The organism is Anabaena sp. EIM26, from assembly GCF_057568715.1.
In genome coordinates this window covers 5,199,906-5,224,125 of record NZ_CM172472.1, presented here as the reverse complement: position 1 = coordinate 5,224,125, position 24,220 = coordinate 5,199,906, and the positions used below count along the sequence as shown (strand labels likewise).

Genomic DNA, 24,220 nt, shown 5'->3' with positions numbered 1-24,220 from the left:
CGAGTATTTTAGATTTTGGATTGACTCCACCCTAAAATGTAGAGCTTGAAAATTTTGGATTTGGGATTTACGTTAGCGAAGCTTACGCAGCGCGTATTTTTCCGTCCTTCAGGACGGGGCTTATACCAAATTTTTTTAATCTAAAATCTAAAATCTAAAATCTAAAATTCCCGGTCATTAGAAAAAATTTTCCCAGTCCCCTATTACCCTAAATACCTGTGGTTGAACAAAAAAACCAAGAGCCAGAAATTCCCTATCTCACACGTACCCAAGTACTTGTGGCTATGGGCGCGACTGCCATTATTTTGTGGATAGTGGCCAAGCTGTGGTTGCGCTTTGGTAACATTCCCCTATTTAAGTTGTACTGGCATCCAAAAGATTTATTTTTAGGAGTGGGGTTGAGTGTAATTATAACTGTTTTAAGTAGTTTAGCTTATCGCTTTTCTCCTCCCTATCGTAAAAGTGCAGATTATTATCTGAAACTCGTACTCAAGCCTTTAGCTTTACCAGATTTGATCTGGCTAGGGTTATTACCAGGTTTAAGTGAAGAATTATTATTTCGCGGTGTCATGCTACCAGCTTTAGGTGCTAATCATGTAGCCGTCATCGTTTCCAGTCTTTGTTTTGGAGTTTTACATCTCAGCGGTTCCGAACAATGGCCTTATGTAATTTGGGCAACAATTATCGGGATTATTTTGGGGTATAGCGCTCTGTTCAGCGGTAACTTGTTAGTACCAATTGTGGCGCATATACTGACAAATCTGCTATCTAGCTATATGTGGAAAATGCGTAATTTATAGGTAATGCTAAGGGACTTCCCAATAAAAAAGTACCCAATCACTCTTAGGGCAGAGGGAAAAAGGGTTTTAGCCTTGTTTGCTTTTCTTTACACAGTTTGATTTTATTCTGCCCACCTGTTTACTAACAAAAAAAATTAAACCCAGAACTTGTTTTCAGGTTCTGGATTTAACTAATAAATTGCTCACACTTCCCGATCTAGCTTGTAAAACGCTTATAAACTTGCTTTTTCTTAGAAATCATCAAGATACTGGCTCAAGCGACTAATCACAGGGTCAACCTCTTGGGGAGTGGTATCGGGAGTAGAACCAGAATTGTTAACTACTTCTACCATCGGTACTGATGAAGTTGGAGGTTGAGTAGATGCTCCTTGACTCAGCATAATAGCCAGTTGTGCAACTTGTTGAGTAAGTTGTAATATCTGGCTTTCCATCGCCTCCAAACGATTGGACTCCTTAGCAAAAAAACGTTCCTCAAGGCCAGCTAATTGACGTTGCAACTCACCGATTTTTTGTTCCATCGGCAATGCTGCTGTATTCGGAGAAGGTCGTACAGATTCCGGTACACATAAAGCTTGCCATAGAGCTTCCTTACAGAGGTCGCTGAAAGTTTTTTCGGGCTGTGCCTCCAAGTAACTTTCCACCTGTGCTAACAAGCTCTCATCAGCAATTTCTGGGTTGAATGTTACCGATTTAACTACCTTTTTTGACCATTGGAACATCAGTTTTATTACCTAGCAGCGCGAACAGCAGATAACTGCGCTTCCCCATAAATAAATTGCCCTAAAGCGTTAGCTTGGCGAGAGGGTGCTGCCAAATGGGCGCTAATTTTGGCTTCTTTGAGCAGACGTTGTACATCTTCCCAGAAGAACTCACCACCACCACCGGTGATAATTACATCAGTTACACGCTCTGGCAACCAGGCTAACACGCGAGAGCAAATTTCCCGTGAAAACTGCTCTGTGAGGTTAGGGAGAAAATCGTCTAAGTTGGTAGGTTTGCTGGCACCTTTGGGACGGTAAAAGCGATCGCCTTTGGGCTTATTCACAGCAGAAATTAGTGCTAAGGATTGACTATCAGCCCCTTCTATTTCCTTAGCCACCATTTCATAGAACTTGCTCATTCCAAAGTCTTCACTCTTAGAAGCACCTCTAGCAAAGCGGAAGTTATCCACCATCAGCAAATCAATAGTTTGATGTCCAATATCAACTATCCCCACTGATACCTTTGTCAAATCAGGAATCGAGGTTCCTTTATTTGGTTGGCCTTCAGACCACAGCAGGCTACCATAACCTTCTGGCATCACCCAAACTTTAGTGACGTTCAGCTGAACAGTTTCCCCACGGAAATTCATGATATGGGGGCCGCTAATCAAACTCGTTAATTGAGCTTTTTCCCGTTCAAATTGCTCTAGAGAAAGGAAAGGCAAACCAACAATTACAGAAATATCGTCTTTAAGCTTAAAGTAACCAGCAGCAGCCAGAACCTTAGCCATTGCATCTTCTACCTTAGATTGTCCAACTCCTAAATTGGCTCCAAAGTCTGCTGCTATTTGACCAACAGCATATCCATTACCTTGATATTCCAGCCATAAATCCATCAAAGGATCTGTTGCTTTAGACTCAAATACCCCACCTCGTATTTGTTCTATTGACATCTGCTTGACATTGGCGGGAATAAAGGCCACATTTTCTGGTTCGCGGCTCACACAAGTTTTGGTAGAGGTTCTACCTAAATCAACACTGAGAATGTTTTTCCCCGAAATACTGATTGGCTTATTAGTATTATTTATAGGGGTTGCCGCTACTCTATTCATTGGTATAGCAGCGGCATTCATCGGGTTAGCTACTGGAGGTTGGTCTGTCATGAAAGCTCCTATGTGGTGACTTAACTGTAAAAAGTTATCATGCCCATCTTACAAAACGGCGAAGTCGGAAAAAATTCCTACTTGGGTCAAGTGTAGCTAGAAATACGTCACAATAATTGTACGTGATACCTGTGGTGGGCTTTACTAGGTCACGCTACGCGAACGCCAATGCGAATTTAGCATTATTTTGGCATTATAGTGTAAGAGAAATTTGCACATTTTTAACTTCTACTTTCACCCCAATACTTACACAGGTTTATCTTCTAATACTTTTGCTCTTGCGCTTGAATATCCAAAGGAAGAATACCAGCACCAGACCGCCTAAAACAATTTTAGATACAGGCGCAAGATATTCGTCCACAAGTTCATATTGACTACCTAACAAGTATCCTGAATATGTGAGCAAGCCTACCCAGGCAGCACTACCCAGAGTTGTGTAAAATAAAAAGGCAGGCAAGGGCATATTGCTCATACCTGCGGGAACGGAAATTAAGGTACGGATTCCCGGCACAAGACGACCTATTAATACTGCTTTATTACCTTGTTGGTTGAACCAGCTTTTAGCCTTATCAATATCTTCACCAGATATAGCCAGCCATTTACCGTACTTGTTAGCTAAAGTTTTCAAGCGTCGTTCTCCCAAAAACTTACCTGGATAATACCAGATCAGTGCGCCAAGTACAGAACCCAAAAGCCCTGATAAAAATACGCCTAATATATTTATTTTTGCCCCTCCTGGTTGATATGGACTGGCTGTAAATCCTGCCAATGGCATAATCAATTCAGAAGGTATGGGCGGAAAAAGGTTCTCTAGGAACATCAGCAAAGCAATTCCCAAATATCCCAGGGAGTTGATCGTGTTAGTGATCCATTCGAGCATAGATAATGGGTAGTCAGTAATAGGTAATGGGTGATAGGTCATGGGGCAGTTATTCCCCTAGTCCCTATCACCGGCTCTCTCATTTTCTAGGCAGTTGGGGTTAATGATTGTACTCTTGATTCTGATTGCCAGTCTAATGGGTTCCAAACCCGTTCTTCTAGAGCCATCTGCTCGATTAAACTGGCTAATCTTAAAGCTTTTAGAGCCTGTTCACCACCCACTGAAGGTTGATTCCCACCATGCACACAGTTGACAAAATGTTCTAACTCTGCACTTAGAGGTTGAATGTTACTGGTATAGACTTTTTCTATTAAACCATCTTGCTTGTAAAGTACTTGCCGATGGTCGGTGAGAGGGTTGATATTAGTTTGACGATGAATCAAAATTTCGTTCTTGAGGAAATCTGCTTCGGTAAATGAGTTTTTGCAATGGGCAACTATGCGGCGAATTTTGCGGTGAGTAACTTTACTAGCTGTCAGAGTAGCGACGACACCATTAGCAAAACCCAAGGTAGCAGTCACATAATCTAAATAACCAGAATCTAAAGAGCGAGTACCATTGGCTGTCAATTTCACTACGGGAGAACCAGCTAATTCTAAAAGCAGGTCAATGTCATGAATCATTAAATCCAGTACTACTGACACATCACTTGCTCTAGCTGAATAAGGACTCATCCGGTGAGCTTCTAACGCTAGTACTTCCTCAGTTTTCAAAACTTGGCTGAGTTCTCTAAACGCTGGATTGAAACGCTCAATGTGACCTACTTGCAAAATACATTGAGACTCAGCAGCAGCGTTGACGAGAGATTCTGCTTCAGAAATACTTGCAGCGATTGGTTTCTCAATCAAAACATGAATTCCAGCTAACAGGCAGTTGATGCCAACCGCATAATGTAAGCGAGTAGGTACAGCAATACAAACTGCATCTATATGAGGTAGCAAATCGCAATAATCTTCAAAAAAACGGACTTTGTATTTGCTGGCGGTTTCTAAGCCTCGCTCAACATTAATATCGGAAACGCCTATCAGTTCAACATCTTTCATTGAACTCAGTACGCGGGTGTGATGTTGTCCCATGTTACCCACTCCAATCACGCCTATGCGGATTGCTCGTGGCTGGTTGCGCTGTGAATATAGATTTGGTTCTGCCACTGACATGCTATTTTGCACTATTATTTTCTCCTCAACCACCAAATTTAAAGACGCTACGGTCGTTGGCCTTTATACTTAAGCGCCAGGTGCGATCCGTCTAAAACCATCCAGATGGTAACATAGTGGTTCTATTTATGAAGAATTTCAAAGTTTATGATCAGTTCCCACTATTTGGCTACCTTTTGGATAGATAGTTATTAATTGCGCCATTCTTTTAGAATAGACACAAAAAACTATGTGTTGTTTTGTTGACTTTACAAGCTCCGTCAGACCTACGTAAAAATTCACAGGTGACGGTTCGGCAATCAATTACTGGAATAAGTACTTATTTTTCCGTAGTAAATTAATCACGCGTGTTACTAGTAAAATTACAAACAATTAAATGACTAACGCTGCAAGTATAATCTTCAGCAAGGTTGTTGCGTCAGACTAAGGGAAATTAATTTTTTTTCATATTTATTTTTTTAGGTTTGTTGCATTTTGTTGATTGTCTCACCTTTTGGAAGAAATTGGTGTTAGTGATTTTCTGAGTTCGTTGATTGGTGGCATCTGCTTTGGATGTAATGAAAGCAAACGATGGGTAAACCTAAATTATCAAGTGAGATGAAAGCTGTAATTTTGTTGTCTGGGGGATTAGATTCTTCTACAGTTCTCTACCAAGCAAGGGCTGATGGTTGTGAATGTTATGTTATTTCCTTTGATTACCAGCAAAGACACCAACGAGAGCTAGAGTCGGCCTTACTGATTGCCCAAGCGGTTGGGGTTGTGAAACATCAGGTGGTGAATTTTGATTTAAGGCAATGGGGTGGTTCGGCGTTAACGGATAATGCGATCGCTCTCCCTCAAGAACGTTCTCTAGATGAGATGTCACAAAATATCCCTGTAACCTACGTCCCTGCCCGTAATACCATCTTTTTAAGTTTTGCTTTGGCCTATGCTGAAACCATCGCCGCGCAACGGGTATACATTGGCGTAAATGCTTTAGATTACTCTGGCTATCCTGATTGCCGTCCTGATTATATCCAAGCTATGCAAGAAGTCTTCCGCTTGGGAACCAAACAAGGACTCGAAGGACAACCAATTAATATTGTTGCACCATTAATTAATTTGAAAAAAACCGAAATTATCCAACTAGGCAACCAGTTGGGAGTTCCTTGGGAGCTAACCTGGTCTTGCTATGCTGGTGGTGAAGTGGCTTGTGGTGTTTGTGACTCCTGCCGTTTGCGTTTAGCAGCTTTCGCTGAATTGGGTTTAAAAGATTTAGTTCCCTATGCTGGGTGATTGGTAATTGGTAATTGGTGATTGGTGATTGGTGATTGGTGATTGGTAATTGGTAATTGGTGATTGGTAATTCTTCTCCTGACTCCTGACTCCTGACTCCTGACTCCGAACTCCGAACTCCGAACTCCTACTCCCTATCCTGCTAAAAGTTTGATTTGAATTTGGTTGAGGCGTGGCCCCATAACTGACATAACGGTGAATTCGAGGTTTTCATAAAAGAGGATTTCGCCTTTATCTGGGATTTTTTGCAGTTGATAGAGCAGAAAACCGCCCAGGGTTTGATATTCTCGCGTTAAGGGTAAATTGAGATGTAAGACTTCGTTAAGTTCTTCTAAGTTGATCTGGGCTTGCACTAAAAATGTCTGCGGGTCTAACATTTGGACTAACAGGTAATCGTTACTTTCCGGTTCACCTGCATTACCAATAATTTCCGCAATGACATCTTGAATTGTTACCAGTCCTACAGTACCGCCAAATTCATTGACAACAATCACCATAGCTGGTTTTTCTTGCTGCATCATGGGCAGTAGTTCGCTCAACAAAGTTTGTTCTGGGACAAAGCGGGGCGATCGCATCCAAGGTAGGATTTGTGTATCTAAAGCCAGCTTTCCAGTAGCTAATGGTTTTGCTAAATCTTGAAAATAAACAATACCGCGAACGTCATCTAGAGATTCGCCAATAATGGGAAAGCGGCAATGACCACTAGATATCATTTCCTGGAGTAGGGTGTGAAAAGTTGCGTCTTCTGGCAAGGCTATAACGTTGGTACGGGGAATCATTACATCTTCCGCTGTGATTTCTCCAAACTCAAAAACATTATTGAGCAGTTCTCGCTCTGATAACTCTAAACCAGTTGATTCTCGTTCTGTTGATATAATTAATTGCAATTCTTCAGGAGTAACTGGCGGTCTCCAGCTTTGTCCTGTATATTGAATGCCGAATAATCGCAACAGATAGCGGGTTGATTGGTTGAGAATCCAAATTACAGGGCTGAAAAAACGTACTATCGCTTTGACTGAAGACCCTAAAAACCTGGCCAGCTGTTCTGAATACAGCATAGCCACCGATTTTGGAAATAATTCCCCGAAAACAATTTGTAAATAGGCAATCAAAAAGAAAGTAATTGGAACTGATAAAGAATGAGCCAGGACGTTACTCAAACTGATGGGTAAAGGCCAAGATTTCAACCATGCCTCCATCAATACAACAATCGTACTTTCTCCAATCCAACCTAGCGCCAAACTAGAGAGGGTAATACCTAACTGAGCCGTAGATAAAAGCCTGTCAATACTACGTTGTAGCATTTCGACAGCGATCGCTGGAATGTCCCCAGCCTGAACTAATTGGTGAATACGTGTGCGCCGTACAGTCACCATCGAAAATTCCGCCATGACAAAAAAAGCATTAATTGCTATCAGCAGTAGCACTGACAACAACCTCAACCCTACATCTGTCCAAATTAACTGAGGAAAACCACTCACCGTTAAAGCTCGTGTAAAACTTACGCCGATACCAAAACGCTAACAATAGCATTTCTATTTTTCCACAGGAATATCTGACACTTGTAATTTTAGTTTTTGAGCAGGATAATCTGTCAGTGCCAGCGAGATTTTGCTCACATCATCCAGCAAAGCTGTGGGAATACTAATTGTACCTGTAAATGTTGGCCCCTTAGTAGGCAACTCTGCGGGCAATCCTTCTGTAATAGCGCTTAGTGTTCTGCCTTTATCATCAGTGACATCTAAAAAACTATACAGAAACCTTACAGAATCAGCACCTTGGTTCTGCATTTTTACTTTTAGTAATAAATCACCACCAGAGTAGCGAGCCGATTGTACAGACAACGTGACACCCTCACTTTCCGCAACAACTGGAAATCCTGGTTGCAGTTTTTCTTCCGTCACTTCTGGAGGCGTTTCCTGGACTTCAGGTTTCTTGGTTTTTGTCTCTTCTTCATCTTCATCTAGCTTTTTTGCTTTGCTCGCACTCGTATTCCCTTGAATCCGTGATTGAACACTTTTCAGAATCTCATCCTCTTTTAAAAGGCTTATTCCCACCTGTTGAGCATTATTGGTCTTACTGCTGGCAAATTTAGTTACAGGACGACCATCTGGTGTAGTCACACCTTTAAGAGCAGAACTTCCCATCGTAAAGCCCAAAAATGCACTCACAGAACCTGCACCCAACATTAGGGTTAACAAAATCAACGTCAAAACTACAGTGGAATTTATTTTCATCGCTGACAAGCTAGTTAGAAGGAATTTAATTTATTTACAAGTGTTAAAGCGTTAAAGCTAAACCATATATCATTAACTTCATTAATTATTCTCGTAAAAAGTCTAAAATCGCCATTTTTCTATAAACTTGTGATTAGGTGATGTTTTGTCTTCAGACTCTCAAACCTGAGGAAATTTTTAAAATTTGGCAAAGGTTGTAAAATCATGCTATACTTATAGACGTGCGTTTGTCTAAAAGTCAATAATTGACTCAAGCTCAAATAATAACAGAGAGTTAGCATTAAAGCTTAAGTAGACAAAACTAAAATCTAACACAACGAGCGCCCTTGGCCGATTGGGGAGGCAACGAACTCATAATTCGTCCTCAGGCTGGTTCGATTCCAGCAGGGCGCATTTAAAGCTCAGAAATTAAATAGGTTAGGATTTACGCATTAACAAAATCTATCAAATATGAATTATGGATTTTATCTCTTGTAGGGTGCGTCAGATCCGATAATTAAGCATCTAACAGATTTTCTCTATCTGACGCACCGCACTCATATGTGATTCCAAAAGCCTGAAACTAGGCAATTGCGTTCATACATATCATGTGCAGTTTTGACAGTGCGTAAGTCCTAATTTTTTAGCACATCACTCCGCTGAAAAATGCTAAATAATTATTACATGAACTAAGGTCAAGTCATGAAACCAACATCCATAATAGGTGCAACATTCATCACCACTGGAAGTTTAACTGGTGCGTGTCTATCATCTACCGTTGGCGGAATTGGGATAGCAGGTAGCTTTGGTGCTGTAGGAATAGGTGCAACTTCTGTTAGCGCTGCGGGTGCAATTGCAGGTGTTGCTATATATGGCGTATTTAAAGGCATCACAGAGGGAGATACAGTAGTTTTTGGAGCAATGGGAATAGGTGCTGTCGGTGGTGTTGGTTTTTCTAGTGTCGTTGGTGGGATAGGAATCGTTGCACCAAAAATTGGTTTAGCTTTCGGTATAGGTAGTATGCCAGTGGCAGGAATAGGTGCTGTAGTTGGACTAGCTGCTTATGGTGTCGCGCAATTGTTAGATAATTCTGAATTTAAAGAAACTCCCATGCAAGTTTTTGAACGCATGGAAGAAAAAGTTCTACAAATGGATGATTACACCGCCGCATTAAGAGAGTTATCTGGTGATGATATTAGTCAGAAATTTGCAGCTTTAGAAATTGAGGATGAGTTAGAAAATCTCAAGAATACACAAAATGTTAACTCCCTCAAAGTTGAAGTAAAAACTGTATCAGTTAATAACAAATTACCTCAAACTTGGCAATGTCTAAAAACGCTCAAGGGACATTCTGGGGCTGTAAATGCAGTAGCTATTCATCCCGATAGAAAAACTATGATTAGTGGTAGCGATGACAGACAAGTTAATCTGTGGAATTTGAAAACTGGAAAATTTTTATATACATTTTCTGGACAAGCTGAAGCAGTTTTATCTGTGGCTATCAGTCCAGATGGTAAGCAAATTATTAGCGGTAGTGTAGATCGAAAAATTAGCAGTTGGCAATTGGAAACAAAACAATATAATCGCGCATTTTCTTATTTAAATTCTCCCTATAGCCACAACAGTTTTGTTAATGCAGTAGTTTATAGTCCAGATGACAGAATTATTATTAGCGGCAGTACAGATAAAACTATTAGAATTTGGGGACGTTATACAGGAAACATCAAACGCACTTTAAATGGACACACGGATGCAGTTTTAGCAATTGCTGTTAGCCCTGATAGTACAACTTTAGTTAGTGGTGGTGCAGATAAAACTATCAGAATCTGGAATTTACAAACTGGTCAACAACGTTGTATTCTTACTCAACATTTAGCCGGAGTGAATACGCTGGCTATCACTCCAAATAATCAAATTTTTGTGAGCGGAAGTACAGACACCACTGTTAAACTTTGGAATATGAAAACAGGTGAATTAATCCGCACCTTGACAGGACACTTAAAGGCGATTTTATCTGTTGCTATCCATCCAAATGGTAATACTCTCGCTAGTAGCAGTAAAGATGGAATTATCAAACTTTGGAATCTACAAACTGGGGAATTATTAGCAACTTTTTCTGGTTTTAGTCCTTTAGCTTTTAGTTCAGATGGTGAAATTTTGATTAGTGGTGGTAAAAGTGGCACAATCAAAATTTGGAGGCAAGTCCAAAGCACTGAAAAATTATCTATAGTTGGGGAATGGTGGGAAATATTAGGTGTAAATACAAACACCCATCCTGACGATGTGAAACTTGCCTACCGTCGATTAGCAAGATTGTATCATCCTGATATTAATAATTCAGAAAGTGCTAAAGCTGCAATGCAAGCTGTAAATCAGGCTTATCATAACTTTCAGATGCTTGTGAATGTTGAAAAATAAACCCGATTTTAATACATAAATTTGTGTAATAGGTTACAGAAACTTTCTCCTGTAGAGACGTTTTATAAAACGTCCTTAAAGGGTGTTGATATAGCGGGAATTAGTGAAATTACAAAAATAAGTTTATTTTGGCTTTTATAGCCTCTAGTAAGCTGTGAGAGCGGTAAAAAAAGCTGTTATATATCCTTACTCATGTATACGTGGTTTTGTTGGGATTCTCTACCATAAGCTATTGATTGGATAAATTCTTGGTCATTAGGATACAATGAACAATCCTTGATCAAAATTGATATCCTAAATTTTTACGCATCCATATTGCATATTGCGAAAAAACGTTATAAATTGTTAACTTATAGGGGAATAATTTAATTTGCAGTTTCAAACAGTCAATTCTAGCCAGGTAAATATACTGCAAGGGGTTTAAACTTCACATAAACCTTAAACAGCAATAGGGATATATTTTTGTTTAGTAAAGCGAAGTCCTGAACTTTAAAATAGGGCGATGCAGAATCTAAAAATGTATCTTTCTATAATTGTTTTGAGGATAATTTTTATTGATTGATGTGGATAAACCGATTAGTAAAATTCACCGAAAGATTTTTAATAAAAAGCAAATTAACAATCAATTGATTTGCTAATATTCAGCAGTTGTAACTGTTCTCGTTGGAGTATTGCTTGATATGATTTACATTTGCTCTTCAAAAAATCAGTTGTGTGATGAGGAGAATAGCAAATATAAATAATAAATAAAGGTGCATCTACTACAAAATTACTATCTAAATGGAGTTATTCTGGCGATGCAAGTAAATGAATTAAGTGCAACTGACAATATAGAAAATGAGGCATGGCAAGCTTTAGAGAATTCAATTCTCTATTATCAAGGTCGTCCTATTGGAACTTTAGCTGCTTATGATCCGTCTGTTGAGGCATTAAATTATGACCAGTGCTTTGTTAGAGATTTTGTTTCTTCCGCTTTAATTTTTTTGATTAAAGGTAGAACAGATATTGTCAGAAATTTCCTAGAAGAAACCTTAAAGTTACAGCCTAAAGAAAGAGCATTAGACGCATATAAACCTGGTCGGGGTTTGATACCAGCGAGCTTCAAAGTTATTTCTATCAATGGAGAAGAACATTTAGAAGCTGATTTTGGAGAACACGCGATCGCTAGAGTCACACCTGTAGATTCTTGTTTGTGGTGGCTAATTTTACTGCGTGCTTACGTAGTTGCAACAAATGACTATGCTCTGGCTTATCAACCTGAATTCCAAACAGGTATCAAGCTAATCATGGAAATCTGTTTGGCTAATCGTTTTGATATGTATCCAACGCTATTAGTTCCAGACGGAGCTTGCATGATTGACCGACGCATGGGTATCTATGGTCATCCGCTAGAAATTCAAGTGCTATTTTTTGCTGCATTGCGTGTAGCTCGTGAGCTACTAATTTGTAAAGGTAATCAAGATATCGTCGCTGCAATTGATAACCGCTTACCTTTGCTATGTGGTCATATTCGTCAGCATTATTGGATAGATATTAATCGTCTCAATGCAATTTATCGCTTCAAAAGTGAAGAATATGGCAAAGCAGCGGTGAATCTATTTAACATTTATGTAGATTCTCTACCTTATTATGAATTAGACAAATGGCTACCTAAAAAAGGTGGTTATTTTTCTGGTAATGTTGGCCCTTCCCAGTTAGATACTCGCTTCTTTACACTGGGAAATTTGATGGCGATTATTTGTGATCTTTCAACTGAAGAACAATCTCAATCAATTATGACTCTGATTGAAAAAAGATGGGATGATTTAGTGGGAGATATGCCCATGAAAATCTGTTTCCCGGCTTTAGAACATGACGAGTATAGAGTTGTGACAGGATGTGATCCTAAAAATATACCTTGGTCTTATCATAATGCCGGAAGTTGGCCAGTTTTAATGTGGATGTTAGCCGCAGCATCAATGAAAACCAATAAAACTGGTATGGCTAGAAAAGCCATGGAAATTGCCAAAGCGCGTTTGAGTGAAGATGAATGGCCAGAATATTATGATGGTAAGAAAGGACGATTAATTGGTAAACAAGCCCGCAAATATCAAACTTGGACAATTGCAGGGTATTTATTGGCTAAAGAACTAATGGATAATCCTCAGTTTTTACCATTAGTTAGTTTTGATAAATTACCTCCAGAATCAATTTCCAGAGCCTGTGAATTTGAAGTTAGCAATATTGACCCTTATCTGTCTATGTAATAAGATAACTGTCCAAAATGAACAATATTTTTCAAGCCCCTATGTCATTATATGGGGCTTTTTTCTCTTTTATGAATTGCTAAAGAAGCACGGAGATATCAAACTTTTACAATTAGTGGCTTTTTATTAGCCAATGAATTAATGCGAAATCCTGTATATTTAGAATTAATTAGTTTTGAGGAGTTTGATGCTGGAAATACTTCTCAGGTTTGTGATTTATAGCGAAGGTTTTTTGATCTGGGGATTTTGCTGAATCAGGACTTATGCAACTGTCTTATTAGTAAGGTGCGTCAGATGTCAAAAATCTGTTGAGAATAATCAATTTATCGGTCTGACGCACCCTACAAGAGATATTGAGTACTACAATACGTAAAACAGAGAAACTTTGGAATAGATACACACGAAAGTCTAAGAGGGTGTAAAATAAGGTAATACCAAACTAATATGAAGCTGCATAGAATAAAATATCAAGAATCAATAATTAATTGAACGCAGATGGACGCAGATGTAGCTTGCTTCCCGCAGGGTACACAGATAAAGATGGATTAATCAAGGGATTTCATGATTATGTGCAGCCTCACTTAGAATTGGTATAAGAACCTTAAAATTAACAAAGTGGTGATTATTATGTCTTTTTTACTAAAAGATATGATGTTAATAGAAATTACTGAAAATGAAATTAAGGAACAAGAGGAAAATATTCAAGCAATTAAAAAGCAGCTAGAAGAAATTTTTACAACTGAAAATGCTACTATTCCGAAAGAAGACTTTAGGAAATTGTTTTTTAAAATAGAAATAGCATTTAGAAAAATAGAAGATGCACAAGAAAATCAACTAAAACTAAATTCAAAGGCTAGGGCTAAAATATATGAAGGAATTTACAAAAATGTAAAGAATTTAAGAAATAAACATAGTGATTTTCTTGCGAATAAATTAATAGCTAATTTTGTGGAATTAGAAATGTTTTTTGGCTGGCAAAAAGAACTAAATAAAGCATCATCAATAATGGAAGAAATTGAAAATCAAGAATTGGATAAACAAAAAGAGAGAGAAATAAATTTTAATGATGTTAAAAAAAAATTTGTAAAATTCTATAAAGCAATTTCTTGTATGCTTGAAGCACTAGAAAAATATAGTGCTGGTGCTGAACAAGAGGAAATTGAGAGAATTAAATATTTATCAGAAGGTGTAATTGTAAAAATTAAACCATCAAATAGTATTTCAATTACTAGAAAAATAGTAAGCACAGCTAAAGCCATTTTATGGGAAATTGAAAGACAAAAAAATCAGCACAAAAATACTGTAGAATCGTTGTTAGATTTCCTTAAAACATCTCCAGAATGGGCAGGAAATGATTTTGAGGAATGTTTAGAATATGTCAATGAAGTGCGGAGAGAGTGAGGTTAGGGTGTATCTGCTAGACACGAATCATTGTAGTTTTATTATTATCCAAAAAGACTTAACCTGCATAAAAAAGTTAACCTCACTACCAAAAGGAACTGAAATATTTATTAATGCCATTATATATGGTGAATTGATATTAATGGCGGAGAAGTCAAACAAAAGAGAAGAAAATTTAGAAATAGTTAATCGGTTTACTCAAAGCTTAACCAAGATATATCCCATAGATGAAGAAACATCTAGAGTTTATGGTCAGTTCCATGCAGAAATAATTAACACATTTGCACCTAAAGAGAAAGAAAAAAGAAGAAAATTTAAAATCAAAGATGCGGGAATACATCCCAATGATTTATGGATAGCTTGTACAGCAATACAACACGATTTAACTATTATTTCTCAAGATAGTGATTTTCAGCAGATGAGTAAAGTAAGACCTCTAAAGTTAGAATGTTGGAAATCTCAAATAGCTTCAGAAGTAAAAACTGAAATTATTTAGCAGATGTTTTTTTGCTTCTTCGGAAAATTTTACTTTAGATGTGGTGGGTTAGCAACAGCGTAACCCACCTTACGATTAAACTGTGACTCCTTCCAATTGTTCATCAGTCAAATCATACAATTTCCGCAGTTTATCTAACTTATCTTGATCAGCTTGCCACAAACTGCGTCCTGATGCTTCTAACATTCTCCCCACTATATTTCTAAAAGCTTCAGGATTTGCTTTGCGTAATTTTTCTGCCATTTCTGCATCTAAAGCATAGGTTTCTGCGGCTTGGTCATAAACCCAATCATCTCGAAAATCAGCAGTACCACCCCAACCGATTAAAGCTGTCATGCGTTGAGAGATTTCAAAAGCACCACCAGAACCTTGATTAGCCATTGCGTCGGCCCATTTGGGGTTTAGTAGCTTGGTTCTGTATTCCATTCGCAACAAATCATCTAAATTGCGGGGTGTGGTGTCTTTAGAGAAACTTTCTACAAAACTAGCAGTTACTGTTTTCCCGCTTTGTTTTTCTGCGGCTTTTTTCAAACCGCCTGTATTCGCATAATATTCCTGAATATCAGTTAAACCATATTCTACCGAATCTATTTCTTGAATAATGCGATCGCTTGTTTTTAATAAAGTCTGCAATACTTCCGGCCTCGCTTGTCCCTTATCCTGTCTCCCATAACTAAACACATTGCGGCTTTCCCAAGTATCCCCCAACTCTTCCCCAGACTCCCAATTACCATCGACAACTCTATCATTAACCAGCGAACCAAAATCACCAGATGGATTAGAAAACAACCTCGCAGAAGAATTTTCCACACCTTGCGCTTTTAAAGCCAAAGCGTGTTTTCTAATAAAATTCATTTCCTCCGGTTCATCAGCATCAGCAGCACGTTGAAATAAATCATCCAACAACTCAATAATATTCACAAAACTATCTCGAAAAATACCCGATAAATTTGCTAACACATCAATACGTGGATGACCAACTTGATCAAGAGGTTTCAAATCATATCTAACAATTCTTCCCGTTCCTTCCTTCACAGGTTCAGCACCCACCAATTCCAACAAAATTCCTAAAGATTCACCCTTCGTCTTAATTGCATCCAAACCCCATAACAAAACTGCCACAGTTTCAGGATAATTCTGATTATCATTTGAATGTTGAGAAATAATTTTCTTAGCAATTTCTCTACCCCGTTCAAAAGCTGCTGGAGAGGGCATACGATAAGGATCTAAAGCGTGAATATTCCTACCCGTAGGTAACACACCAGCACCATCTCTTAACAAATCACCACCAGGTGCAGGGGGAATAAACTCACCATTCAAACCACGTAATAAATTGGTTAACTCATCAGTAGACTGATTTAACAACTCTGTAATCTCCTTTTCTTCCTCCTCTCTGCGTCTCTGCGGTATGCGTTGCACGCACGCTTCGCGAACGTTCTCTTCCCCAAAATAAGCATCCAAATAACCAGCCAACTCCTCCTGATTTGGTGCTTCACCTAGAGTATGTAACCCAGAAGAAAAAAGACGATTTTCGAGAACTTGCAAATACTCATACAACTTCACCAAATAATGGTCAAATGCATGATTACTAAACATCCTCACATTTTCCGGTGTAAACGGAATACCCAACTTTTTCGCATCATCAAAAGGACAATCTACCTCCAAACCAGTATCAACAATCTTCTTACAAATTCCTTCTTTTAACAGATAATTTTTTTCTTTATCTTCCCGATATTCAGCAATTAAATCTCGTAAATTTACTAATTCCTTATATAAACCAGCGCGTCCGTAAGGTGGGACATTATGAGAAATTAACACCCCATAACCACGACGTTTAGCTAAAATTGACTCTGAAGGATTATTAGCAGCATAGATATATAGATTTGGCAGATTTCCTAAGAGAATATCAGACCAAGAATAACCCGTATTTCCTAAAGGAGAACCGGGCAACCATTCTACAGTTCCATGCATTCCAAAATGAACAACTGCGTCAGCTTGAAATTCATTTTGTAACCATTTATAATAAGCTGTATATTGGGGATGAGGCGTTAAATCTCTTTCAAACATTAACCGCATTGGGTCGCCTTGAATTCCTAACGGTGGTTGTACACCTATCCACACATTTCCTAATTGTACACCACCAATATTAAACTCATCTCCATAGGTTTTAATGCCGCTACCTGTGAGATATTTCCATTGTTTTTCAATGCGAGATGTAAAAAGATATCCTAACCATTTTTCTAATGTTCTAGCATTGACAGTAGAACCCCCACTAACCCCTCCGTAAACGAGGGGAGATATACCTTGCTCCCTGTTTAAAATAGGATTGATTTCATCTGCTTCTTTAATTTGGCGGATTAATTCTTCCCCATCATCAGGAATATCACCAACTGTATAACCTTGTTCTTGAAGTGCATGAAGTAATTTAATTAAACTGCGAGGAACATTTAATAATGCAGCAGTTCCCACTGCACCATAACCGGGAGGGAAGCCATATAAAATAATCGCTATTTTGCGTTCTGAAACTGGTTTCTGTCGCAGTGAAACCCAGCTTTTAACTCTATTAATTAAACGCTGAACTCGTTCGGGAACTAAATAAATTTGTTCACCTACTAAACCACCCAGTGGAATAGTATCAATTGCCCCATCTAATTCTGGTAAAGCATATAAAACCACACTTTGTAAACCACCAATCCCTTGACGTACCCAAGAATAAATATCTTGAATTAATAAAGGTGCAGCGACAATATAAGGAACATTTTTAGCTGTGAGAATGCGTTTAGCAACTTCTACCTGTCTTCCGGCTTCCATTGAACCAGCGGGGCCACCAACTAGGGGAAATCCGATAGTAGAAACTACAGCATCTATTTTCACGGCTTCTAAGGAAAGGGAAGGGGTTTCAATGTTACCGAGTTGACGTTGTTGGGTTTCGTAGTCGGTTGTCATCCAATCACGGACGGCTACGTGTCCTTCTACACCGTTGATAAAGATGGGTAAAGGTGTTAAACCCGCTTCTTCAAATTTACGAATGAGTTGGGGAATATAGGGTAATTTGGTAATAACGTGCTTTCTGTAAAGAAGAATTCCAATGATTGGGGACTGGGTAATTTTATTCCTTTCTTTCTCCTGACTCCTTCTTTGATACCATTCTAAGTATGCTTTGGGTGATGTAAAAAACCCTTGATAGTCGGGATGTAATAACCCCATATTGGGGGTTTCGATGGGTGGGGGGATGTCACCGACTCTTAAATCTAAGTATCTTTCCGCGAGTGTAAAAAATAGAGAAGCAACGTTTTCTGAACCACCTGCATTCCAGTAACCGTAGATAATTAACCAGTTACGTAAGTCTTGGACTTTTTGGACGGGAACAAATTTGAGGAGTTTGGGTCCGATTTTGAGGAAGCTGATATAACCGGCAAGTTTGTCTTCTTCTTTACCATTGCTGAATTTGTCAAGGATGAATTTAACGGGTTTTGGCATTCCTTTAGGTTGATCACCGATCGCAAATGCTCCTATTTTTGTTAAACTCATTAACTCTAGTGCAGATTCAAAAATAAGCCGGATCGGGATGTTAGCGATCTGTTCCCGTAACCATAAAACTTCGTCATAATCAAATATTAAGCTGCCGAAAAACACATCTGCACCTTGGAGTGCGGCTTTTACTGCGTCGCGCTTAGTGGTAATATCGCGATCGCTAAACACCCGAATATCCAACTCTTTCACCCGCGAATTCGCCAAAAAAGCTGCATCCCGGTACAAGTCAGCGTTAAATGATTCAAACCCTGCAATCAAGACGATGCGTTTCATGCCTGAAGTTATTAAATTCTTTGCTTTTATCTTAAACATTCTTGCAGGTTCATGGTGAGAATATCTACCTATGATGGTTAGATTTCAGCCTTTTTGCTGATAGCCATTAGCTGACGGAACTGATGCTGACATCTCAGTTATATGATCATTGCCTAAATCTCTAGTTAATACTAATTTGGTTAAATTATGATGGGGCAGATTGTAGGTAAATGAAGTATGAAATTTAAACCAGAAACCAAGCATCAAAAGGGTTTTACTCCTGACTCCTGATTCCTGACTTCTGACTCCTGCTGTATGTGATATCATAAACCTGTGTTTTTTGACTACAAAAAATCCCAAACAAGCAAATTTTCTTCTTCAGATATTTTGAGAGTAAGCAGAGGATACATCCATGAAATTTGGCATTGATATGGGGCATAATTGCCCTCCAGATACTGGAGCTAGAGGCATTAAAGTTGAAGATAATTTAACTATAGAGGTCGGTACTAAAGTTATAGCTAAGTTAAAAAGTCTAGGTCATGAAGCAATATCTTGTAAACCAGATAGTGCTAGTTCAGTAAGTCAATCTCTTGGCAGACGTTGTGATACAGCTAATAGAAACAAAGTAGATATTTTTGTTTCTATTCATTTTAATGCCTTTAATGGACAAGCTAATGGCACAGAAGTATTTGCCCAAAGTGATGCTGGCAGAAAAATTGCCAAACCAGTATTAGATGAAATCATCAAGTTAGGCTTTTTTAATCGCGGTGTTAAGAATGGTTCTCATTTGTATGTGATTAGAAATACAAATATGCCAGGAATTCTCATTGAATGTTGCTTTATTGATTCAGCAAAAGATATGCAACTATATGATGGCGAAGCAATGGCTAGTGCGATCGTTAAAGGCTTAACTGGTAAAGTTGCATCTGCCCCTGTCAATGCCATCCCAGATGAAGTAGAGAACAAAGATACTAGTATTCTGCGGTTACAAAAAACCTTAAATCAACTCAAAATCACCGATAGAAATGGTAAAACTTTAGATGAAGATGGCTTCACGGGGCCAGCAACAACTTCTGCTGTTGAAAAGTTCCAGAGACTTGTAGGAATTCTCCCAACGGGAATGGCAGCAAGTGGTACTACTTGGACGGCATTAAACGAGATATTAGCCAAGCGAGTTGTCCAAGGAACCCATACTAGTGGTGTGGTCATCAGATACTTACAATTTCGTGTAGGTGCTACTCCTGATGGCATCTACGGCCCACAAACAGAGGGGGCAATTAAGAAATTTCAACAGCAGAATGGTTTAACTGCTGATGGAATTGTCGGGGCTATGACTTGGCAAAAATTGATTGGTTAGTATCAATTTTTCCCCTAAAAGCAGGGTGCATTAGGCTTCTTCTTTAACACACCAATCATTAATTGGCAAAAAATTGGTGTGTTTAAACCCCCAATTTCTTAAATCAGATTTTTAGTTCATCTTTAGGGTTGCGGACTATGGTGAAGCGATCGCACTTAATGCTAACTTGATATGAAGTTATCAGGACTTACGCAACTGGCTTGCTTTGTTAGGGTGCGTCAGACTTCATAAATCCTGCAAATAAACAGATATTTGATATCTAACATGGTTGGTGAGCTTGCCGAACCACACCATAAAATAGATGTTTGGTGTGACAATTGCGTAAGTCCTATTGAATATGCTGAAATATTCCTAAACTAAATTAGAAGCTGACTTCTTCAAATCCAACCTTAGGTTTACAAGTGTAAATCAGGGTGTGTAAAGGATCTCCACAGGTTGTACAACCACCAGAAATAGAGGACATATCTTCATCATTAAGTTCAACTAAACCAGCGGGGTTTGCTGGTAGCTGTTCTTGTTGTTCAGCACTTAAGCTATTGCGATATTCCTCGTTTTTCCAAGCACGAATGATATCTAGATTAGACATATTTTACCTCATTAAAAAACTCTACGTTTCAACTAGGAAATAGCGAAATATTCCCCAGAAATCGCAGTTGTAAAAGTATTATTGATGACATTTACATCAACCATAGAATAATAATCATTCTCATGGCAAATGTCAAGTAATCTATCCGTAAATCCTGATACCTGCACCCCTTGTTTGAGATTGAGTAATAGACATCTCCGAAAAAGATTGTAGAGACGAGAATCCTTACCCAGTCCACGTCTCTACAAGGGTTTCAAGTCACGCACATTTAATTCTCACTCCTATGTCTAATGTTGTTCCTAATTGTCCTGTTCCAGAGGTTTCACGTACAGGGGTAATTGTGAATAACTGTCCATAATATTTGGATATGGTTGCAAAACAAGCTGACCCACAATCTTCTTCATTATGTTGTAAAATTATTGGGTATTTCATTTTGATCATGCAGAGGCGCAGAGGCGCAAAAATTTAGATGATGGTTTGGGTGGTTCTAGCAGGAGAATAGATGGGATTTCTTGGGGTTGAAAAAGGCGTAAAAGTCCGTAACCAATACCAGCTAAACCTGTCATTAATCCGGGGGTTTCTATTCCTAATGGGACACCACAACGCCAGTTATTTTTTTGGAGATCATCTAAAATTTGGGAAGCGATTTTTTCGATTTCTCTAGCAATTTCTGGGTAATCTAATTTTGCATTTGCTATTAATAATAAGTCAATGTTGCCTAAGTCTCCATGACAGAGACAATGGTTATCGCCAAATCCCTGTTTGATAGTGGTTTGGATTGCAGTTTTAATTTCTTTATACATAAGTTCATTTAGTGTATTCTCTGGAATACCCAAACGTCCTAAACCAATACCGGGCGCACCATTACACCATGCTGTCATGAAACTATTTTTTACTTCTTTTTGCCGTAAATCCAACCAGTTACCTTTACTGGGGTGAAAATGGCTACGTTCGTAGTTAATTGCTGCTATAGCTGCGGCTTGAAATTCTTGTTTTCCGGTGATTATGGCTAATTTCCACAGCGCCCAAGCAAAGCCAGCCGCACCGTGAGCAAATCCTGTTAGGGGTTGATTTTCACTAGCTGGAGATTTCCAACCGATACCCGTATTTGTAGCTTGGGCGTGGGTGAGGAGGTGTTCCCCACATTGTAAAGCGACATCGAGAATAGTTTGATTTGGAAAAATTTGATAGAAACTCAGTAAGCTACCAATGCAACCAGCCGCACCAGTAATTATATCTAATTGTTGATCTTGCTCAATTAAGGGCGGGAGTTGTTCAACTAGAATAAAAGCATCTGTGATTAAATCTGGTTCTCGCCATAATATTCCTAAATGGGTGCATGTGTAAATTATGCCACTCCAACCACTAAAGCCGCCGATGAATTTAATTAATTCTCTATCTCTTTTAAGCCTTTGTTTGAGGGTGTTTATGGCTGATTTGGCTAGGTTTGTATAGGTAGGATTTTGCGTAATTTTTCCCAGATAGGCTAAAAATAAGGCTACTCCGGGTATACCTGCGTATAGGTCTGTACCTAAGGGTGATAATGTCCATTGTTGATTAGTGGTAACGCTTACACCCATCCAGTTAACAAATTCGCCTTTATTATATGCTAGGAGTTGTAAACGATCGCCAATTTTACAGGCTGTTTGTAAGAAGATGTTTTTGGCAGTTGGGGTGATAATGCTGATGTTGCTGGCTTTTTTCCTTAATCTAATTTGATGATTATCCTCAGTTTTGCCCATTTCTAGGGTAGCTAATGCCGCTTTAATAACCCATGTTTGTCGTTCTAAATCTTTTTCGTTGAGTTGATTGAGGCGATAATGTACCAATTCAATTCCTGATTGGTTGAAAAAGTTAGAGATGTGTAAACCTGTATCTTGATGATATAAATCGCGGGAATGGGGAGATGTTGTAAATAGGGGAATGTCGTTTTTCCACAGTGCTTCTTGTTCTGCGGTGATGATTTGACTCAGTTGGGGACGGTTTTTGACATCTATCCAAAGTTTATCAAACAAGCTATCGCGCTCTAAACCATCTCGCCAAAAATCAGGATGATAACTTTCCCGCAATAACAAAGCATAGGTTCGACTCGCACGCATCACCACCCGTACTTTATCTTCTGCAAAATCCGTTAAAATCTCAGTTAATTCTTGGCGATGTTGTAATAAAATCTCATAAATATTTTTAAATCCATTAATTATATCTTTTGTATATTCCCAAACATTGACTTCCTGTTGATTTAATTGGGGACGATTTTGACTACCTGCAATCACAGCCTGTTGACGTTCAACCCTCATGCTATCTGTCCCTACCTGCACTAGTTTCGGAACTTTCTCCGGTGTCAACTGTCCCCCAGCACCTCCTAAACCACTCATATCAATTCCCGCAGCTTCCGTATTTCCCCAGGCTATCTGTGGTAACAAACCAACTCGCAATACAGAATCTGCAACCATCTCTTTATCTAAAGTATCTGCTGCTGTGGTTGTTATCTCACTACGAGGATGAAATAAAGATTCTAAATCAATTAAGATGGGATACTCTCCCGCTGCAATCAAGTTTTCAAAGTGAAAGTCTGTGGCTTCTAAGGCATACAACAATCCTAAATAACCACCTTGACGCTGATAAAATCTTTCTAATTCATCTGCTGAATGACATTCTTTAAAGTTAACAAATTCTACCCAACCGTAATTATCACGATTTAAAATCTTTAAAGTGGGAAAATTTGGTTTAAAGCCTTTTGCATTTAACCACAACAGCAATTCTTGAAAATGGACATCTACTGCTAAGGATCTCGGTTTATAAACTAACTGCCAACCGCTAGAAAACTCAAGTATAATAACTGACTTACCATTATTATGGCTGTCACCTTCTCCCCGTTTAACTTTGATTAATTTTCCTGGTTTAGCTGGTGGCTGAAATTGGTAACAAATATTTACCCAATCATGACAAAGATGCTGAATAAATTCTAAGCTATTTTCTACCCAGCGATCAATTGTTTCTAATACTTGTCTGGCTAAAACCGGGTATTCTTGCCACAATGCTAATTGCACTGCGGGATTTTTTAACCGTTGTATAAAGCTATAAAATCTTTCTTGAGCATTATCGCCTGTTAACAAACCTTGTAATCTGGCTACATTCAGTTCTAATACTAAGGTTGTATTGAGAAGAAACAGCAGTTGTTCTGGCAATCCTGCTAATAAAATATCATTAATATCACTTAAATTTTCAGGAATATTTTGTATATTATTTAATCCAGTTTCTAATTTAATTATACCTTGAGCAAGCACAGGAGCGATCGCATTCAAAAACCCAAAACAAGGATGTGCAGATAAACTAGAACCAGATAACAGCGTTGTCATCTCTTTATCGCCTACATTTTCATAAGCTTGCTGAATCTTTTTTACCCATGTTAAAGGTAAAGACTCTACAGTTTGTCCTAAAATACGGCAAAAATCCGCTTCGGTAATTCCCTCTATTGCCAATTTTTGAGCAAATAAATCCGCATCTGCAAAGCTAGATTCCGATTTCCAGCGTTGAATCCTTTTTAATCCCAACTCGAAATCAGACACTAAATCTTCTGAACTAGCTGCGATACGTTCCTTTAATGACATAGCGCAAAACCATGCAGAATCTTGACAGTTGACTTTTTTCATTTCTATCTCGGTGTTTACACCATTGCTTAATTATGATAATAATTATCATTATTTGATTGCCAGTGTAAAGCATATCAGAAGAGGG

At 38.6% G+C, this 24,220-nt stretch carries 18 protein-coding genes and 1 tRNA gene; 8 read left to right on the top strand and 11 right to left on the bottom strand.

Annotated elements, in window-relative coordinates:
- Positions 1–218 precede the first annotated feature (218 nt).
- Entirely contained in the window at positions 219–800 is a 582-nt protein-coding gene (locus AC012T_RS22710; RefSeq protein ID WP_015216276.1) for a CPBP family intramembrane glutamic endopeptidase, read from the top strand.
- A 230-nt stretch (positions 801–1,030) separates the two neighbouring features.
- On the opposite strand, the gene fcmC is transcribed toward AC012T_RS22710, so the two are convergent.
- From fcmC to AC012T_RS22690, 4 genes are all read right to left on the bottom strand, one after another.
- Complete coding sequence (fcmC, locus tag AC012T_RS22705) at positions 1,031–1,519, bottom strand: filament morphology membrane protein FcmC (RefSeq protein WP_487060991.1); 489 nt, start codon at positions 1,517–1,519, stop codon at positions 1,031–1,033.
- Between the two features lie 8 nt (positions 1,520–1,527).
- Complete coding sequence (gene fcmB / locus AC012T_RS22700) at positions 1,528–2,664, bottom strand: filament morphology actin-like protein FcmB (RefSeq protein ID WP_438890523.1); 1,137 nt, start codon at positions 2,662–2,664, stop codon at positions 1,528–1,530.
- 256 nt (positions 2,665–2,920) lie between these two features.
- The gene (locus tag AC012T_RS22695) at positions 2,921–3,544 is read right to left on the bottom strand and encodes a DedA family protein (protein WP_487066706.1); all 624 of its coding nucleotides are present in this window, start codon (positions 3,542–3,544) and stop codon (positions 2,921–2,923) included.
- Between the two features lie 86 nt (positions 3,545–3,630).
- Complete coding sequence (locus AC012T_RS22690; RefSeq protein ID WP_015216272.1) at positions 3,631–4,713, bottom strand: Gfo/Idh/MocA family protein; 1,083 nt, start codon at positions 4,711–4,713, stop codon at positions 3,631–3,633.
- Between the two features lie 585 nt (positions 4,714–5,298).
- Here AC012T_RS22690 and queC point away from each other — a divergent pair.
- Entirely contained in the window at positions 5,299–5,976 is a 678-nt protein-coding gene (queC, locus tag AC012T_RS22685) for a 7-cyano-7-deazaguanine synthase QueC (protein WP_487066704.1), read from the top strand.
- A 134-nt stretch (positions 5,977–6,110) separates the two neighbouring features.
- Here queC and AC012T_RS22680 read toward each other — a convergent pair whose 3' ends face one another.
- Together AC012T_RS22680 and AC012T_RS22675 are read right to left on the bottom strand one after the other, a co-directional pair.
- Positions 6,111–7,457, bottom strand: a complete 1,347-nt coding sequence (locus tag AC012T_RS22680) for a hemolysin family protein (protein ID WP_487060988.1) — start codon at positions 7,455–7,457, stop codon at positions 6,111–6,113.
- Between the two features lie 54 nt (positions 7,458–7,511).
- Complete coding sequence (locus AC012T_RS22675) at positions 7,512–8,213, bottom strand: hypothetical protein (RefSeq protein ID WP_487060986.1); 702 nt, start codon at positions 8,211–8,213, stop codon at positions 7,512–7,514.
- 320 nt (positions 8,214–8,533) lie between these two features.
- On the opposite strand from AC012T_RS22675, the gene AC012T_RS22670 reads away from it, so the two are divergent.
- The 5 genes from AC012T_RS22670 (at position 8,534) to AC012T_RS22650 (ending at position 14,753) form a co-directional block, all read left to right on the top strand.
- Positions 8,534–8,606 (top strand) — tRNA-Ile (locus AC012T_RS22670).
- Positions 8,607–8,894: 288 nt separating this feature from the next.
- Complete coding sequence (locus AC012T_RS22665) at positions 8,895–10,610, top strand: DnaJ domain-containing protein (protein ID WP_487060984.1); 1,716 nt, start codon at positions 8,895–8,897, stop codon at positions 10,608–10,610.
- A 797-nt stretch (positions 10,611–11,407) separates the two neighbouring features.
- Positions 11,408–12,856 (top strand): glycoside hydrolase 100 family protein, encoded by a 1,449-nt coding sequence (locus AC012T_RS22660; protein ID WP_487060982.1) that lies wholly within the window; start codon positions 11,408–11,410, stop codon positions 12,854–12,856.
- 627 nt (positions 12,857–13,483) lie between these two features.
- The gene (locus tag AC012T_RS22655) at positions 13,484–14,257 is read left to right on the top strand and encodes a hypothetical protein (protein ID WP_487060981.1); all 774 of its coding nucleotides are present in this window, start codon (positions 13,484–13,486) and stop codon (positions 14,255–14,257) included.
- The gene (locus AC012T_RS22650; RefSeq protein ID WP_487060979.1) at positions 14,232–14,753 is read left to right on the top strand and encodes a type II toxin-antitoxin system VapC family toxin; all 522 of its coding nucleotides are present in this window, start codon (positions 14,232–14,234) and stop codon (positions 14,751–14,753) included. The genes AC012T_RS22655 and AC012T_RS22650 overlap by 26 nt, the downstream gene beginning before the upstream one ends.
- 75 nt (positions 14,754–14,828) lie before the next feature.
- On the opposite strand, the gene bchH is transcribed toward AC012T_RS22650, so the two are convergent.
- Both bchH and AC012T_RS22640 read right to left on the bottom strand, forming a co-directional pair.
- Entirely contained in the window at positions 14,829–18,560 is a 3,732-nt protein-coding gene (gene bchH, locus AC012T_RS22645; RefSeq protein ID WP_487060977.1) for a magnesium chelatase subunit H, read from the bottom strand.
- A gap of 84 nt (positions 18,561–18,644) precedes the next feature.
- Positions 18,645–18,866: a hypothetical protein gene (locus tag AC012T_RS22640; RefSeq protein ID WP_487060975.1), complete on the bottom strand. Its 222-nt coding sequence runs from the start codon at positions 18,864–18,866 to the stop codon at positions 18,645–18,647.
- An 85-nt stretch (positions 18,867–18,951) separates the two neighbouring features.
- Between AC012T_RS22640 and AC012T_RS22635 the strand changes: the two genes are divergently transcribed.
- Positions 18,952–19,896 carry an N-acetylmuramoyl-L-alanine amidase gene (locus AC012T_RS22635; RefSeq protein ID WP_487060973.1) on the top strand — a complete coding sequence of 315 codons (945 nt, stop codon included), beginning with the start codon at positions 18,952–18,954 and terminating at the stop codon, positions 19,894–19,896.
- A 361-nt stretch (positions 19,897–20,257) separates the two neighbouring features.
- Here AC012T_RS22635 and AC012T_RS22630 read toward each other — a convergent pair whose 3' ends face one another.
- The 3 genes from AC012T_RS22630 to AC012T_RS22620 form a co-directional block, all read right to left on the bottom strand.
- A complete protein-coding gene (locus AC012T_RS22630; RefSeq protein ID WP_487060971.1) occupies positions 20,258–20,482 on the bottom strand; it encodes a mersacidin/lichenicidin family type 2 lantibiotic in 225 nt (74 codons plus the stop codon).
- Positions 20,483–20,740: 258 nt separating this feature from the next.
- Entirely contained in the window at positions 20,741–20,914 is a 174-nt protein-coding gene (locus AC012T_RS22625) for a cysteine peptidase family C39 domain-containing protein (RefSeq protein WP_487060969.1), read from the bottom strand.
- 5 nt (positions 20,915–20,919) lie between these two features.
- Positions 20,920–24,135: a type 2 lanthipeptide synthetase LanM family protein gene (locus AC012T_RS22620; RefSeq protein WP_487060967.1), complete on the bottom strand. Its 3,216-nt coding sequence runs from the start codon at positions 24,133–24,135 to the stop codon at positions 20,920–20,922.
- Positions 24,136–24,220 lie beyond the last annotated feature (85 nt).